General features: G+C 62.8%; 14 protein-coding genes. 6 read left to right on the top strand and 8 right to left on the bottom strand.

Going from position 1 to position 13,063, the window contains the following annotated elements; translation table 11 throughout:
* The first annotated feature begins 3 nt into the window (after positions 1–3).
* The gene (locus G7025_RS04985; RefSeq protein WP_181077053.1) at positions 4–1,035 is read left to right on the top strand and encodes an ABC transporter substrate-binding protein; all 1,032 of its coding nucleotides are present in this window, start codon (positions 4–6) and stop codon (positions 1,033–1,035) included.
* Between the two features lie 629 nt (positions 1,036–1,664).
* Here G7025_RS04985 and nadE read toward each other — a convergent pair.
* The 3 genes from nadE to G7025_RS04970 are packed head-to-tail and all read right to left on the bottom strand — an operon-like array spanning position 1,665 to position 4,358.
* Positions 1,665–2,480, bottom strand: a complete 816-nt coding sequence (gene nadE / locus G7025_RS04980) for an ammonia-dependent NAD(+) synthetase (RefSeq protein WP_181077051.1) — start codon at positions 2,478–2,480, stop codon at positions 1,665–1,667.
* A gap of 1 nt (position 2,481) precedes the next feature.
* Positions 2,482–3,699, bottom strand: coding sequence for a nicotinate phosphoribosyltransferase (pncB, locus tag G7025_RS04975; protein ID WP_181077049.1), 1,218 nt, complete (start codon positions 3,697–3,699; stop codon positions 2,482–2,484).
* Positions 3,700–3,710: 11 nt separating this feature from the next.
* Positions 3,711–4,358: a nicotinamidase gene (locus tag G7025_RS04970; protein ID WP_181077047.1), complete on the bottom strand. Its 648-nt coding sequence runs from the start codon at positions 4,356–4,358 to the stop codon at positions 3,711–3,713.
* 145 nt (positions 4,359–4,503) lie between these two features.
* On the opposite strand from G7025_RS04970, the gene G7025_RS04965 reads away from it, so the two are divergent.
* Positions 4,504–5,196 carry an NUDIX hydrolase gene (locus tag G7025_RS04965; RefSeq protein ID WP_181077046.1) on the top strand — a complete coding sequence of 231 codons (693 nt, stop codon included), beginning with the start codon at positions 4,504–4,506 and terminating at the stop codon, positions 5,194–5,196.
* Positions 5,197–5,215: 19 nt separating this feature from the next.
* Here the strand turns inward: G7025_RS04965 and G7025_RS04960 are convergent, their stop codons facing one another.
* Together G7025_RS04960 and G7025_RS04955 are read right to left on the bottom strand one after the other, a co-directional pair.
* A complete protein-coding gene (locus G7025_RS04960) occupies positions 5,216–5,989 on the bottom strand; it encodes an L-iditol 2-dehydrogenase (protein ID WP_181077044.1) in 774 nt (257 codons plus the stop codon).
* Positions 5,990–6,005: 16 nt separating this feature from the next.
* Complete coding sequence (locus tag G7025_RS04955; protein ID WP_181077042.1) at positions 6,006–7,331, bottom strand: ABC transporter substrate-binding protein; 1,326 nt, start codon at positions 7,329–7,331, stop codon at positions 6,006–6,008.
* A gap of 209 nt (positions 7,332–7,540) precedes the next feature.
* Between G7025_RS04955 and G7025_RS04950 the strand changes: the two genes are divergently transcribed.
* The 3 genes from G7025_RS04950 (at position 7,541) to G7025_RS04940 (ending at position 10,618) form a co-directional block, all read left to right on the top strand.
* Complete coding sequence (locus tag G7025_RS04950) at positions 7,541–8,461, top strand: AraC family transcriptional regulator (RefSeq protein ID WP_181077040.1); 921 nt, start codon at positions 7,541–7,543, stop codon at positions 8,459–8,461.
* Positions 8,462–8,633: 172 nt separating this feature from the next.
* Positions 8,634–9,581 (top strand): nucleoside-specific channel-forming protein Tsx, encoded by a 948-nt coding sequence (locus G7025_RS04945; protein WP_181077039.1) that lies wholly within the window; start codon positions 8,634–8,636, stop codon positions 9,579–9,581.
* Between the two features lie 14 nt (positions 9,582–9,595).
* Positions 9,596–10,618, top strand: coding sequence for a purine-nucleoside phosphorylase (locus tag G7025_RS04940; RefSeq protein ID WP_181077037.1), 1,023 nt, complete (start codon positions 9,596–9,598; stop codon positions 10,616–10,618).
* Between the two features lie 58 nt (positions 10,619–10,676).
* On the opposite strand, the gene G7025_RS04935 is transcribed toward G7025_RS04940, so the two are convergent.
* The 3 genes from G7025_RS04935 to G7025_RS04925 form a co-directional block, all read right to left on the bottom strand.
* A complete protein-coding gene (locus tag G7025_RS04935; RefSeq protein ID WP_181077035.1) occupies positions 10,677–11,636 on the bottom strand; it encodes a quinone oxidoreductase family protein in 960 nt (319 codons plus the stop codon).
* A gap of 27 nt (positions 11,637–11,663) precedes the next feature.
* Positions 11,664–11,837: a DUF1427 family protein gene (locus G7025_RS04930; RefSeq protein WP_181077033.1), complete on the bottom strand. Its 174-nt coding sequence runs from the start codon at positions 11,835–11,837 to the stop codon at positions 11,664–11,666.
* Positions 11,838–11,926: 89 nt separating this feature from the next.
* Positions 11,927–12,691 carry an AraC family transcriptional regulator gene (locus G7025_RS04925; RefSeq protein WP_181077032.1) on the bottom strand — a complete coding sequence of 255 codons (765 nt, stop codon included), beginning with the start codon at positions 12,689–12,691 and terminating at the stop codon, positions 11,927–11,929.
* Positions 12,692–12,806: 115 nt separating this feature from the next.
* Here G7025_RS04925 and G7025_RS04920 point away from each other — a divergent pair, with 115 nt between their 5' ends.
* A complete protein-coding gene (locus G7025_RS04920) occupies positions 12,807–13,049 on the top strand; it encodes a DUF6555 family protein (RefSeq protein WP_181077030.1) in 243 nt (80 codons plus the stop codon).
* Positions 13,050–13,063 lie beyond the last annotated feature (14 nt).

The raw sequence follows: 13,063 nt of genomic DNA, 5'->3' as shown, positions 1-13,063 counted from the left end.
ACCATGAACCCACGCAATGCGCTGTCCTGCTTGACCCTCGCCCTGTTCGCCGCCGGCGCCCATGCCGCGCCGACGCTGTACCTGGGCATGAACGGCGGCACCATGGAACGGGTGTATGCCGACAAAGTGCTGCCTGCGTTCGAGAAGGCCAACAACGTCAAGGTGGTGATCGTGCCCGGCACCTCGTCGGACATTCTCGCCAAGGTCCAGGCCAACAAAGACAACCCGCAGATGCACGTGATGTTCCTGGACGACGGCATCATGTACCGCGTCATTTCCATGGGCCTGTGCGACAAACTGGCCCCCAGCCCGACCCTGGAGCAGATTCCGCCCAAGGCGAAAATCAAGGACGAAGCGGTGGCCGTGACTCTGGGCGTCACCGGCCTTGGCTACAACGCCAGGCTGTTCAAGGAAAAAGGCTGGGCCGCGCCCACTTCATGGATGGACCTGGCCGACCCGCGTTTCAAGGACAAAGTGGTGTTCCAGTCCCTGGCCTCCTCCACCTTCGGCCTGCACGGTTTCTTGATGTTCAACCGTTTGCAGGGCGGCGACGAGACCAACGTCGACCCCGGCTTCAAGGCCTGGCCGAAAACCATCGGGCCCAACGTGCTGGAATACATCGCCAGCTCGGCGAAAATCTCCGAGATGGTACAGACCGACGAAGCCGCGATCTTTCCCCTCACTCCAACCCAGGTCGCCACGCAGAAACTGCTCGGCGTACCGATGGAATATGCGCAACCGAAGGAAGGCGCGGTGGTGCTGAACGTCGCCGAATGCGTAATTGCCCGCAACGACCAGCCGGAGCTGGCGCAGAAACTCGCAGCCTACCTGCTGACCGCCGAGGCCCAGGCACCGGCGCTGGAGGAAGGTGACCAGATCCCCTCGAACCCAACCACGCCGACCACCGACAAGACCCGCGCGCGGGTGGAAGCGATGCAGGGGTATTTGCAGTCGGCGATTTCAATTGACTGGGACCAGGTGAACCAGGCGCGGCCGGAGTGGAATGCGCGGTGGAGCCGGTCGATTGAGCGGTAGAGCGCGGGGCCAGCCCGCTCACCACGGAGTTATTTCAGCCTTTGAAACGTGTGTAGATATCTATGGCTATCGGGGCCAGATTCACCGAGTTGCCGTGGGGTGGCCCAGAGGATTTTAAATGTGGGAGGGGGCTTGCCCCCGATGGCGGCCTGACAGCCGACCAGAATGTTGGATTAAACCGAGTACATATCCGTTGCTGCGGTTACGGCGGCTATGGGTTCCGCCCTTACGGCGGGTCACTTTTGGAAGAGCGCCAAAAGTAACCAAAAACGCTTTGCCCCACCACTCGGCACCTCGCCTAGGCTCGGTGTACCCGTAATCCGACATTGATTTGGAGGGCCGCCGCCACGCGCCATCCATGGCGCGGGGCGGCTAAACCGGCATCCCTGCCGGTTTACCCTCCAAATCAATGCCGAATTCCGGCCAGCGTGGTTAACGGGGCGCCTGAGATCAAAAGCAAAAGCGAGAGCAAGAGCGGCTCGCTTCGCATCGTGGTTAGGGTTGGTGGCTGCACATCTTCGGTGAAACATAGCCTGAGAAGATGAGGTTCTCGTGGTGAGCGGGCTCGCTCACCACCTGCGAGCCTGTTCACCATAAGCAAGCCCACTCGTCCCGGACAGGGTGCGAGGTTAGACGGGAACGATGGGCAGCGCGCGTTTGTGTGCGGTCTTGTGGTAGGCGTTCTCCACTATCGTGCGTACCTGCTCGCTGACGGGTTCGCCCATCAGGTAGGCATCGATATCGTCGTAGGTGCAGCCGTAAGCCACTTCGTCGAGTTTGCCCGGCGCCAGTTCTTCGAGGTCGGCGGTGGGGGCTTTTTTGACCAGGTTGGCCGGCGCGCCCAGCGCGGTGCCGAGCAGGCGTACCTGGGTCTTGGTCAGACCGGACAGCGGCGCCAGGTCGCAGGCGCCGTCGCCGAATTTGGTAAAGAACCCCATCAGCGCTTCGGCGCCATGGTCGGTGCCCACCACCAGCCCGTTGTGCAGGTTAGCCACGGCGTACTGCGCGATCATGCGGGCGCGGGCCTTGGCGTTGCCTTTGATGAAATCCACCTGCGCGGCGCTGGCTTCGCTGGCCTCCAGGCTGGCCATCAAGCCGTCGACACTGGCGGCGATGTTCAGCGTGTCGATCTGGTCCGGCTGGATGAAGTCCAGGGAGGCCTGGGCATCGTGTTCATCGGCCTGGCTCTTGTAAGGCAGGCGCATGGCGATAAAACGCGCGGCATAGCCATCGTCACGCAGTTGCTCGGCGGCCAGCTGACACAAGCGGCCGGCGACCAGCGAGTCGACACCGCCGCTGATGCCCAGCACCAGCGCTGTGCAGCCGGACTGGCGCAGCGTGTGTTTGATGAAATCGATGCGCCGCTGGATTTCCTGGGGCTCGCCGCCCTTGCCCAGCGCGCGGTTGATGTTCAGTTCCTGAGCGATGCGGTCCTGGGTTTGCATGTCACACCTCCACTTTGCCAACGTTGAAGACTTGCGCGGCGTACTGCAAAAACGAGGCGTCTTCGCAGACGTTTTTCACCGGGTCATCGGAGAACTTCACCACCGGTTCGCCATGGACCCGCACCAGTTTCATCACGATGCTCAGCGGCTCCACGCCGTCCACATCGCACGCCAGGCTGGCGCCCATGCCGAAACCGAACCGTGCCTTGCCGCGAATGTGGCGCAGGATCGGCACGCATTTTTCGAAGTTCAGCCCATCGGAAAACATAAGGTCTTTGGTCATCGGGTCGATGCCGAGTTCCTTGTATCTGGCCAGCACTTTGTCGGCCCACACAATGGGGTCACCGGAGTCCTGGCGCAGGCCGTCGTAGAGTTTGGCGAAGTACAGGTCGAAATCCTTGAGGAAGAAATCGGTACTGATGCAATCGGTCAGGGCGACACCGAGGCGTCCCCGGTATTCACGCACCCAGTTTTCCAGGGCGGCGTTCTGGCTCTCGCGCAGGCGCCCCAGTTGCTGGTGCACCATCAGCCATTGGTGAGCCATGGTGCCGATCAGCGGCAAGTCGAACTCATAGGCCAGGTGTGCGTTGCTGGTACCGATGAACTGGCCGGGGAAATCGCGGCGCATGATGTCGACCACTTCGCGCTGGGCCTTGAACGACAGGCGCCGGCGGGTCGAAAAGTCCGAGACGCGCAAATCGGCAAGTTCGTCGCGACTGAGGTTTTTCTCCAGCCAGTCGAATTTCTGATAGAGCTTGCGGGTGACGTCTTCGAGGGTCACGTCGGGGTATTTATCGCGATTGCGCAGTTCGCTGACCAGCGCCAGCACCGGTTGTTCGAACATGATGCAGTGCAGCATCGGACCGATCACGCGGACGTTGAGCTGGCCGTCCACTTCGCTGACGTGGATATAACGCAGGTTGAAGCGGAACAGCCCGAGGAAGCGCTCGTAATCCGGGGAGAGGTACTCGCGAAAGCGCGGGTTGAACAGAAAGCGCAGCTCGCCCTCGCGCATCTGCAGGTCGGCGAGTTTCTCAAGCTCGGCGCGCAGTTCAGGGATCAGGTGGCCGAGTTTTTCCTTGGACCGCACGATGAAGTTGTACTCGACATCGACGTTGGGGTGCTGGTGCAACACCGCCTGCATCATGGTGAAGGTGTAGTAATCGGTGTCGAGCAGGCCCTGGATCACCGGGGCTTGGTAGTCGTATGCACTTTCCATGGTGTCTCTCCTTAACGCGTGGCCATCGCGGCCAGTTCTTCGCGGGTGCGGCTGACAGCGGCACCGGCCTTGAGTAACTCATTGACGGCCTGCTCGCCGCCCTCCTCGCTGATCCCGCGGCACGCCGGCAGGTGCAGGACCACCTCCAGGCCGGCCCTGAGCAGTTGCAAGGCAGTGGTCTTGACGCAGAAGTCCAGGGCCAGGCCACCGACGATGACTCGCAGCACGCCGTGGGCTTTCAAATACTCGATGACGCCGGTGGACAGTTTGTCGTGCAGATCGTGGTAGCAGGCGCCGTAGGGGTGCAGGTCAGGCTCGACGCCTTTCCAGACGAAGTAATCGTAGTCATAGGGCGTGGGCAGTTCGTCGAGCAACGTAAACCCTTCGGTGCCCGGCACGCAGTGGCTGACCCAGGTGAGATCGGCGTGGACCAGGCCGGTGGCCTGCATCATCTCGGCCTGCTCCCGAACCACCCACGGAGCGTTGGGGGTGTGCGCGTCTTTACTGCCGATGCGGTGCCCGGCCAGGCTGGCCATGTAGTTGAGTTCGGCGCCGATCCGGTCACCGCCGGCCACAGGCAACTCGTTGGGGCACAGCGGCGTAAAGCTCTTCTGGGCATCGACGTCGAATGAAGCAATGGCAGTTTTCGAAAGGGTCATGGCGTTTCTCCTGTGGCCTGGAAACAAAAGTACACGTCATGTACTTTCAAAGCAAGAAACATTTATTTATATGTGCCAACGCGAGTACATGACATATCGCTTCGATCCGTTAGACTGTACCCATCGTTGTTAGGAAGGATGTCCCATGTCACTGAGCCCGTACCTGCACACCGTCGATCTGTGCGTGCTGTTTTACTGCCGCGCCTCGGGAGAACTCAAACTGCTGCTCAACCAGCGCGATGCGCAACCGTTCGCCGGTCACTGGGCACTGCCGGGGGTGGTGGTCAATGGCGGCGTGCAAGATCTGAGCCTCAAGGATGCGGTGGAGCGATTGCGCGCCAGTGACAAGGTCGGCCTGGAGCTGGCCTGGTGCGAACAGGTCGGCACGGTGGGCGATGCCTTCCGCGACCCGCGCTGCTGGTCGTCGTCGACGTATTACCTGGCAATCGTGGCGCAGGAAGTGAGCCTGGGGGAGCGTCAGGGCTGGTTCTCGTTGAATGCCGTGGCGGATGGCAGGATCAGGCTGCCGTTCGATCACAACCTGATCGTTGCATCCGTGCTCGAGCGGCTCTTGTCCAAGTCGTTATACAGCAGCTTGCCGTTGATGTTCCTCGGGCATGAATTCAGCGCGCCGCAAGCGACGTCGATCTTTTCCCTGGTGTTGGGCAGGCCGGTGCTCAAGACCAGTATTCGTCAGCGTCTATTGAAGCTGACCGAGGCGGGATACCTGCGCGAGACCGGGCGTAAAAAGCCGGGTGAAGGCGGCCGGCCCCAGGCCACGCTGGAACAGCTGAAGCCTGGGTCGGTGTATTTTTTCGATCGCAGTTTTGCCGAGTAGCCTTGCTGCCCGGCAGGGCTCAGTTCATCCAGTTACCGCCGTCGACGTTGTAGGTCTGGGCCACTACATAGTCAGCTTCCTTGGACGCCAGGAAGATCGCCATACCGGTGAGGTCCTGCGCGGTGCCCATGCGCCCGAACGGCACCTCGGCCCCTACGCGTTTTTTCTTCTCGCCCGGCGCCAGGCCTTCATGCCGGGCGAACAGCGCGTCCACGCCGTCCCAGTGCTCGCCGTCCACCACGCCGGGGGCGATGGCGTTGACGTTGATGCCCTGTTTGATCAAGTTCAATCCCGCTGATTGGGTCAGGCTGATCACCGCCGCCTTGGTCGCGCAGTACACCGCCACCAGCGGCTCGCCGCGTCGACCGGCCTGGCTGGCCATGTTGATGATCTTGCCGCCGTGGCCCTGGCGGATCATCTGCCGCGCAGCGGCCTGCAAGGTGAACAGCGTGCCGCCGACGTTGATCGAGAACAGCCGTTCGAAGCTTTCGCGGGTGATGTCGACGATGGGCGCCAGGTCGAACAACGCCGCGTTGTTGACCAGGATGTCCAATTTGCCGGCGTGGGCCACCACCGCATCGATCGCGGCGTCGATGGAGCCTTGGTCGGTCACATCCATCGCTACCGCGTAGGCCTGGGGCCCCAGCTCGGCGGCGGTTTCACGAGCCTTTTGCAGGTTGATATCGGCGATGGCCACCGTGGCGCCTTCTGCGATGTACGCCTGGGCAAAGGCACGGCCGATGCCTCGCGCCGATCCGGTGATCAGCGCGCTCTTACCGTCGAGTCGTTTCATGGTGATGTCCTGAGGATTATTTGGGATAGCCGGCGCGCTTCATCTCGCGCTCGGTGCTGGTCTGCGCCTGCTGCAGGGCCTGATCGACCGACATGCCGCCCGTGAGCGCGGCCGAGAACAACTTGCCGACCGAGGTGCCGATGGCCTGGAACTCGGGGATGGTCACGTACTGGATGCCCACATACGGCACCGGTTTGAGCGATGGGTGCGCAGGGTCGGCATGGCGCATCATCTCCAGCGTCACCTGGGCAAACGGTGCAGCCTTGAGGTATGCCGCGCTATAGGTGGACTGGCGTGTGCCCGGCGGTACGTTGGTGATGCCTTCTTTGTCGGCGACCAGTTGGATGTAGTCCTTGGACGTGGCCCAGGCGATAAAGGCCTTGGCGGCATCCTTGTGCCTGGAGGTGGCCGGGATTGCCAGCGACCAGGCGTACAACCAGGAGGAGCCTTTGTCGGTGACTTCGGTCGGGGCCGCGGCAAAGCCGACGCTGTCAGCGACTTTACTCTGGCTCTTATCGGTCGTGAACGAGCCGGCCACGCTGGCATCGACCCAGATCGCGCACTTGCCGCTGTTGAACAGCGCCAGGGTTTCGTTGAAGCCGTTGCTGGACACCCCCGGCGGGCCGTATTGCTTGAGGGTGTTGACGTAGAAGTTGGCCGCCGCCGTCCACTCGGGGCTGGTCAGCTCAGGCTTCCACTGTTCGTCGAACCAGCGCGCCCCGAATGCGTTGGCCAGGGTGCTGAGCAACGCGACGTTTTCGCCCCAACCGGCCTTGCCGCGCAGGCACATACCGTATTGGCCCTTGTCCTTGACGGTGAGTTTGGCGGCGAATTCGCCAAGCTGGCTCCAGGTCGGGTGCGCGGGCATGCTCAGGCCGGCCTGCTGGAACAGGTCGGTGCGGTAGTAGGTTACGGTGCTTTCGCCGTAGAACGGCAAGGCGTACAGGGTGTTGTTGACCGACAGGCCCTGGCGCACCGACGGGAAGATATCGTCGGCGTCGTAATCGGCCGGCAGTTGCGTCAGCGGCTCCAGCCACTGCTTGGCGCCCCACAGCGGCGTCTCGTAAGTGCCGATGGTCAGCACATCGAACTGCCCGCCCTGGGTGGCGATGTCGGTGGTGAGGCGCTGGCGCAGGACGTTTTCTTCGAGGACCACCCAGTTGAGCCTGATGTCCGGGTGCTGTTGCTCAAACACCTTGGACAGGCGTTGCATGCGGATCATGTCGCTGTTATTGACCGTGGCGATGGTCACGGTGTCGGCGGCCTGGCTGGGCAAAGCCAAGGCCAGACCGGTAAGCCCGAACAGCACGTGTGCAAGCGTGGTTTTGCAGGTTGGGAGCATGACGGTTTCCACCTGTTGTTTTTGTTGTTGAGCGCCGATTACAGCAGCTTGGTTACGCCCTCACAAACCCGTGGCGGATGCGCCACTGGTACTTTTTTAACCCTTGGCAACGCTGCAAAAAAGTATCGGCGGCGGGCGCAAGCGCGGGTAGCGCGCGGGTGCTCAGCGGCGTATTTTTAGGCGTTCCCACAACGACAAGAGGCATCGCCATGCCCGTCAGCCGCGCCGCTCTGTTCGAACACCGCCCTGCCGAGCGCGAAGTAATCCTGCCCGAGCCCGACCACTGCTTTCGCTGGTTCGAACACGACTATCCCTATGACCTGGCACGCTGGAACCACCATCCCGAGTTTGAGATCCACCTGATCCGCCAGGGCAGCGGCAAGCTGGTGGCGGGCGACTACATTGGCGCGTTCAGCGCCGGGCACGTCGCACTGATCGGCCCCGACCTGCCCCACGACTGGATCGGCGACCTCGCCCCCGGCGAGTACCTGGCCGGCCGTGACGTGGTGCTGCAATTCGACGGCGCCGCCCTGCTCGCTCTGCGCAATACCCTGCCGGAACTCGGCGACTTGCAGCGCTTGTTCGAACAGGCGCGGCGCGGCCTGGCTTTCAGCGGCGACACCGCCGTGCGGGCCGCGAGCCTGCTGGAAGACATCGGTCGCGCCCAGGGCCTGCAGCGGCTGATCCTGTTCCTGCAGCTGCTCGACACCCTCAAGAACGCCCCGCCCTCGCAGGCCCAGGCCCTGGCCAGCCCGTGCTACGCCCCCACCCTGGATGCGCGCAGTGCCGAGCGCATCAACAAGGCGTTCGACTACCTGATGCGCGAACTGACCGGCGATGTGCGCCTGTCGGAGATCGCCCGCCAGCTGGACATGAGCGAGCCGGGGTTTTCACGTTTCTTCAAGCGCAACACCGGCCATGGGTTTATCGACTTGATGCGCAAATTCCGGGTGCAGCGCGCTTGCCGCTTGCTGCTGCACAGCCAGATGTCGGTGGCGGATATCTGCTTTGAAGTGGGCTACGCCAACCTGTCGAATTTCAACCGACACTTTCGCATCGAGATGCAGCAGACGCCGAGCGAATATCGACGCGAGACGGCGATTCACCTGTTCACCCGCAGCACAAAATGACACCCAGCCAATGTTGATCAATGGGTCGACTATTGGCTGAATTTTCCAGCCATTTCAGTCCTGTAAACGAAGTTGGTACATCCTGTGCAAACGTTTGCGATACGAACTTGCCAGCCAAGCTCCTCGCTGCCCGAGCAATCGGGTTTAAACCGCGTAAGAACAGGGATTTTCAATGCAACCCACCTCCAGGCTCCCCGCCCCCTTTGCTGTTTCCGTGCTACTGGCCGCCGTTACGGGACTACTCAGCGCACCCATTTTGGCGCAGACCACGCCATCCGATGACTCAGCACAGGGCGAAACCCTCGCCCCCGAAGCCAGCCCGCCGAAGAAAGGCGCGTACCTGTCGGAGTGGTTCAACCAGGACCTGACGCTGATCGGCAGCAAAGACATCAGTTTCGGCCCCAAGCCACAGGACGATGTCTACCTGGAATACGAGTATTTCGGTCGCAAGGGCCCGTTCGAGCTGTACGGCTATATCGATGTGCCGAAGATCCTCACCATCGGTAACAGCAATGACAAAGGCGTGTGGGACCATGGCTCGCCGGTGTTCATGGAGCATGAACCGCGCATTTCCATCGACTACCTGGCCGGACGCAGCCTGGCCATCGGGCCATTCAAGGAATGGTACGTGGCGTTCGACTGGATCTACGATCACGGCAGCAACAAGGAAAACCGCGCCAATACGCTGTACAGCGGCCTTGGCACCGACATCGAGACCCACTCGCGGGTCAACCTGTCGGCCAACTTCTATGGACGCTACCAGTGGGAAAACTACGGGGCGAGCAACGAGTATTCCTGGGATGGCTACCGTGCACAGATGAAGTACATCGTGCCTATCGGCAAGTTCGACAACGGTGCCTCGCTGACCTACATCGGCTTCACCAACTACGATTTTGGCTCGGACCTGCACAAGGACAACCCGGCGCGTACCGCCAACGCCCTGGTCGCGACCAACGTGCTGCTGTATTCGTTCACGCACCTGCGCTTCACTCTGGTTGGCCGTTACTTTCACAACGGCGGCAACTGGGAAGACGGCAGCGAGTTGAATTTCGGCGACGGCAACTTCCGCGCGCGCTCCGACGGCTGGGGTTACTACGCCGGCGTGGGCTACCAATTCTGATCAAGGAGCAACAGATGAACGCATTCAACCGTCTTTCGATTGCCATCGGCCTCGCCCTGCTGCCCCACGTGGCGCTGGCACAGGCGCCGATCAAGCCCAAGGTAATGCTGGTCACCATGTTCGCCCCCGAGGCGCAAACCTGGATAGACCGCCTGGCGCTCAAGCAGGAAGTGCGCGTGCCGGGCCTGTCCGCCGAGTACCCGGTAATCCGCTGCAACACCCAGGACGTGTGCCTGCTGGTCACCGGCATGGGCCAGACTAATGCCGCCGCATCCACCCTGGCCCTGGCGTTGTCACCGCAGTTCGATCTGCGCCAGAGCTACTTTCTGGTCGCGGGCATCGCCGGTATCAGCCCCAAGCACGGCACCCTCGGCACCGCTGCGTGGGCTCATTATCTGGTGGAGTTCGGCACGCAGTGGGAGTTGGATTCGCGGGATGCGCCCAAGCAATGGCCGACCGGTTACCTGGGCATCAACACCAAGGGGCCCAACGAGAAACCGCCGCTGGACTACAAAACCGAGGTGTTCGAGCTCAACCCCAAATTGCAGGCCAAGGCCTTCGCTTTGTCGCACCAGGTCGAACTCAGCGAAAGCAAGGAGTCGGCCGCCTGGCGCAAACACTACCCCGCCGCGCCCGCCAACCAGCCGCCGCGGGTCACTCGCTGTGACACGCTGGCCGGCAATACCTGGTTCTCCGGCACGCGGCTGAGCGAGCGCGCCGAGGTGTGGACCAAGCTGCTGACCGACAATAAAGGCGAGTACTGCACCACTCAACAGGAAGACAATTCCACCTACGAAGCGCTGCTGCGCGCCAGCCGCGAAGGTCTGGTGGATATCCAGCGCCTGGCGGTGGTGCGCGCCGGCTCGGACTTCGACCGTCCTTACCCTGGCTACAGCGAAGTGGATAACCTGCTCAAGTACGCCGATCAGGGCGGCTTCGTGCCGGCGCTGGAGAACCTGTATCGCACGGGCAACCCGTTGGTGCAGGCGATCCTGAACAACTGGTCGGCGTGGGAGAACGGGGTGCCGGACGCCTGAGACCATGAGGCTTGCGACGGGGCGCTTGCCGTGCTGAGCAGGCGCCCCTCTGCACCTATCAGGGCACCAGAATGATTTTATCCGCGCTGCCCTGGTTCACCGTTTCATAACACCCGACCCCTTCGGCCAGCGCCACCTCGCGCAGGCCAGTCGGCAGCGGCAGCGAACCTTCATCGAAGAAACGCCCGAACTGCTCCAGCATCGCCGCGCATTGTTCGCAGTCATAGAGCAATGAGTTGATGCCCACCACCGAGCCGCCCTTGCGATACAGCGCCAGGGCCGGCAGTTGCACGTGGCCGTCCACCGGTGCGGCGATGATCGCGATGCGCCCGAACGCCGCCAGCCCCGCCACGGCCGCCGGCAACCAGAAGCCGGTGGTGTCGAAGACCACATCCGCACCGCCGGCGAACACCTCATGCACCTGCGCGCCCAGCGTTTCAGGCTGGCCCAGGGCAATCGCGGCGAAACCCTCGGCCTGTAACGACTCGACCTGCTCAGCGCGGCGTACCGCCGCCAGCACCTGGGCACCGCGAATTTTCGCGAGGGCCAGGGCCGCGCTGCCCACCGCGCCATTGGCACCGATCACCAGCAACCGCGTGCCGCTGCCCACACCGCTGCGCTCCAGGGCATCCCATGCAGTGGTGTACGGCACCCCGAGGCTGGCCGCCTGGGCAAAGCTCAATTGCGCGGGTTTGCGCGCCACGCCCTTGGCCGACACGGTCAGGTACTGCGCATGGGAGCCGTCGGCGAAGAAGCCCAGGTCCCGACCGGTGCCCCACACTTCCTGGCCGAGCAGTGCCTGGGGGCCCTGCACCACCACGCCGGCAAAGTCGCGGCCGGGAATACGCGGCAACGTGGTGTAGGGGAAACGCCCGAGCACGTTCTTGACGTCGCTGGGGTTAAGGCCGGCGGCTTTGATCTGCACCAGCACTTCACCCAAGGCCGGAACCGGCGTGGGGACGTCAACCAGGCGCAGCGCGGCGAGGTCGCCGGTGGTGGAAAATTGCAATGCGTTCATGCGTGCTCTCCCGCAGAAAAAAAGGGTTCAGGACAGCCAGCCGCTGACCAGTTGCCGGCCCATGGGCCAGAGTTTTTCGCCGAGCAGCATGCCCATCAGGCCCACCAGGGCGATGGCCGGCGGTGCGGGCGAGCGAAAATCCAGGGCGCCGTAGAGCACGCCGACCAGCAGGCCGATGGCCAGGGAAATCAGATAATCCATGGGGGTTACGCCGTGTCAGTTGAGAGCGCCAGTCTAGGCAGCGCGCCGCGCCGACATCGGCCAAGAGCTTCAGGATATCGGCCAACCCTTCAACCCACGTACTGCGACGGTGCTACCCCCAGCTCGCGGCGGAACATGTCGCTGAAACTGCTCGGCGAATAACCCAGTGCGCGGGCAATGCCACTGACCGACTGGCCCTGGATCAGCGCCGCCACCGCCGTGGCCAATTGCACCTGGCGCCGCCATTCGGCGAAACCCATGCCCAGGTGACCCTGGAACAGCCGCGCCAGGGTGCGCACGCTGGCACCGGCCGCTTCGGCATGCTGCTCGAACGGGATCGCCAGGGACGGCGCCGCCATCACCGCCTGACACGCGTTCATCAGCCGGCGGTCGGCGCCCACCGGCATGGCGATGCGGATCGACGAGCGGCGCGCACGGTGCAACTCCAGCAGGGCCAGGCCGACCACCGCGTCGTAGTAGGCGCCATCGTCGCTGTCGCCCTGCTCCACCAGCGTGACGATCAGCTCGCGCAGCAGCCCACCGACATCGATCACCTGCACCTCGGCATCCAGCGTGGCCGCCAGTGCCGGGCGCAGGTAGATGTTGCGCATCTGCAAATCCGACACCACGCGAATCCCATGTTCCACCCCCGGCGGCAGCCAGACCGCGCGCTGGGGCGGTACCACCAGGGCCTCGCGCGGGGTTTCAACCCACATCACGCCGCTCATGGCGTAGAGCAACTGGCCCCAGTCATGGCGATGGGGCTCGATGTAAAGCCCGCGCGGATACGTGCGCGCCAGGGGCTGCACGGGGACGGCGGGATCGGTCAGGTCGGGGGGCGCTGCCAGGGCCATGGGCGGTCGTCTTGGGTGGATGAGCGGCCATGGTAATAAGCACCGCTCGACAATCCGAGTGAATTTTCAGCGCCGCCGGGGATCACTTGCTTATACCACCAGGGACGATGGCCCCATGACTAACGCAAAACTGTTTGTAATCGACTACACCCTTCATGGCGAAGCCAAGTCATTCATTATTCGTCTGGAAAAACTCGACACTCTGGAAGCCTGGCATTGGGCCAGTTGCGACGCGGGCGTCGGCCGTATTGGGCGCTTCGCACGCGAGCAGGTGAAAAAGACCAGCCCGGCCCAGGCCGAAAAGTACGGCATCCAGAACGTGCAATGGCGCCGCTCGGACGCACGCGCGCAGGCATGAAAGAGGAGAAAACA

Origin of the sequence: Pseudomonas lurida, assembly GCF_013522705.1 — a bacterium.
GTDB lineage: Bacteria > Pseudomonadota > Gammaproteobacteria > Pseudomonadales > Pseudomonadaceae > Aquipseudomonas > Aquipseudomonas quebecensis.
This window is presented reverse-complemented; position numbering and strand designations above follow the sequence as displayed.

Coding starts and splice junctions, on each gene's coding strand:
- G7025_RS04970 (WP_181077047.1), bottom strand. CDS start 4,358: ATGACCCTTTCGAAAACTGCCATTGCTTCATTCGACGTCGATGCCCAG.
- G7025_RS04965 (WP_181077046.1), top strand. CDS start 4,504: ATGTCACTGAGCCCGTACCTGCACACCGTCGATCTGTGCGTGCTGTTT.
- G7025_RS04935 (WP_181077035.1), bottom strand. CDS start 11,636: ATGAACGCATTGCAATTTTCCACCACCGGCGACCTCGCCGCGCTGCGC.
- pncB (WP_181077049.1), bottom strand. CDS start 3,699: ATGGAAAGTGCATACGACTACCAAGCCCCGGTGATCCAGGGCCTGCTC.
- G7025_RS04930 (WP_181077033.1), bottom strand. CDS start 11,837: ATGGATTATCTGATTTCCCTGGCCATCGGCCTGCTGGTCGGCGTGCTC.
- G7025_RS04985 (WP_181077053.1), top strand. CDS start 4: ATGAACCCACGCAATGCGCTGTCCTGCTTGACCCTCGCCCTGTTCGCC.
- G7025_RS04955 (WP_181077042.1), bottom strand. CDS start 7,331: ATGCTCCCAACCTGCAAAACCACGCTTGCACACGTGCTGTTCGGGCTT.
- nadE (WP_181077051.1), bottom strand. CDS start 2,480: ATGCAAACCCAGGACCGCATCGCTCAGGAACTGAACATCAACCGCGCG.
- G7025_RS04925 (WP_181077032.1), bottom strand. CDS start 12,691: ATGGCCCTGGCAGCGCCCCCCGACCTGACCGATCCCGCCGTCCCCGTG.
- G7025_RS04950 (WP_181077040.1), top strand. CDS start 7,541: ATGCCCGTCAGCCGCGCCGCTCTGTTCGAACACCGCCCTGCCGAGCGC.
- G7025_RS04945 (WP_181077039.1), top strand. CDS start 8,634: ATGCAACCCACCTCCAGGCTCCCCGCCCCCTTTGCTGTTTCCGTGCTA.
- G7025_RS04920 (WP_181077030.1), top strand. CDS start 12,807: ATGACTAACGCAAAACTGTTTGTAATCGACTACACCCTTCATGGCGAA.
- G7025_RS04940 (WP_181077037.1), top strand. CDS start 9,596: ATGAACGCATTCAACCGTCTTTCGATTGCCATCGGCCTCGCCCTGCTG.
- G7025_RS04960 (WP_181077044.1), bottom strand. CDS start 5,989: ATGAAACGACTCGACGGTAAGAGCGCGCTGATCACCGGATCGGCGCGA.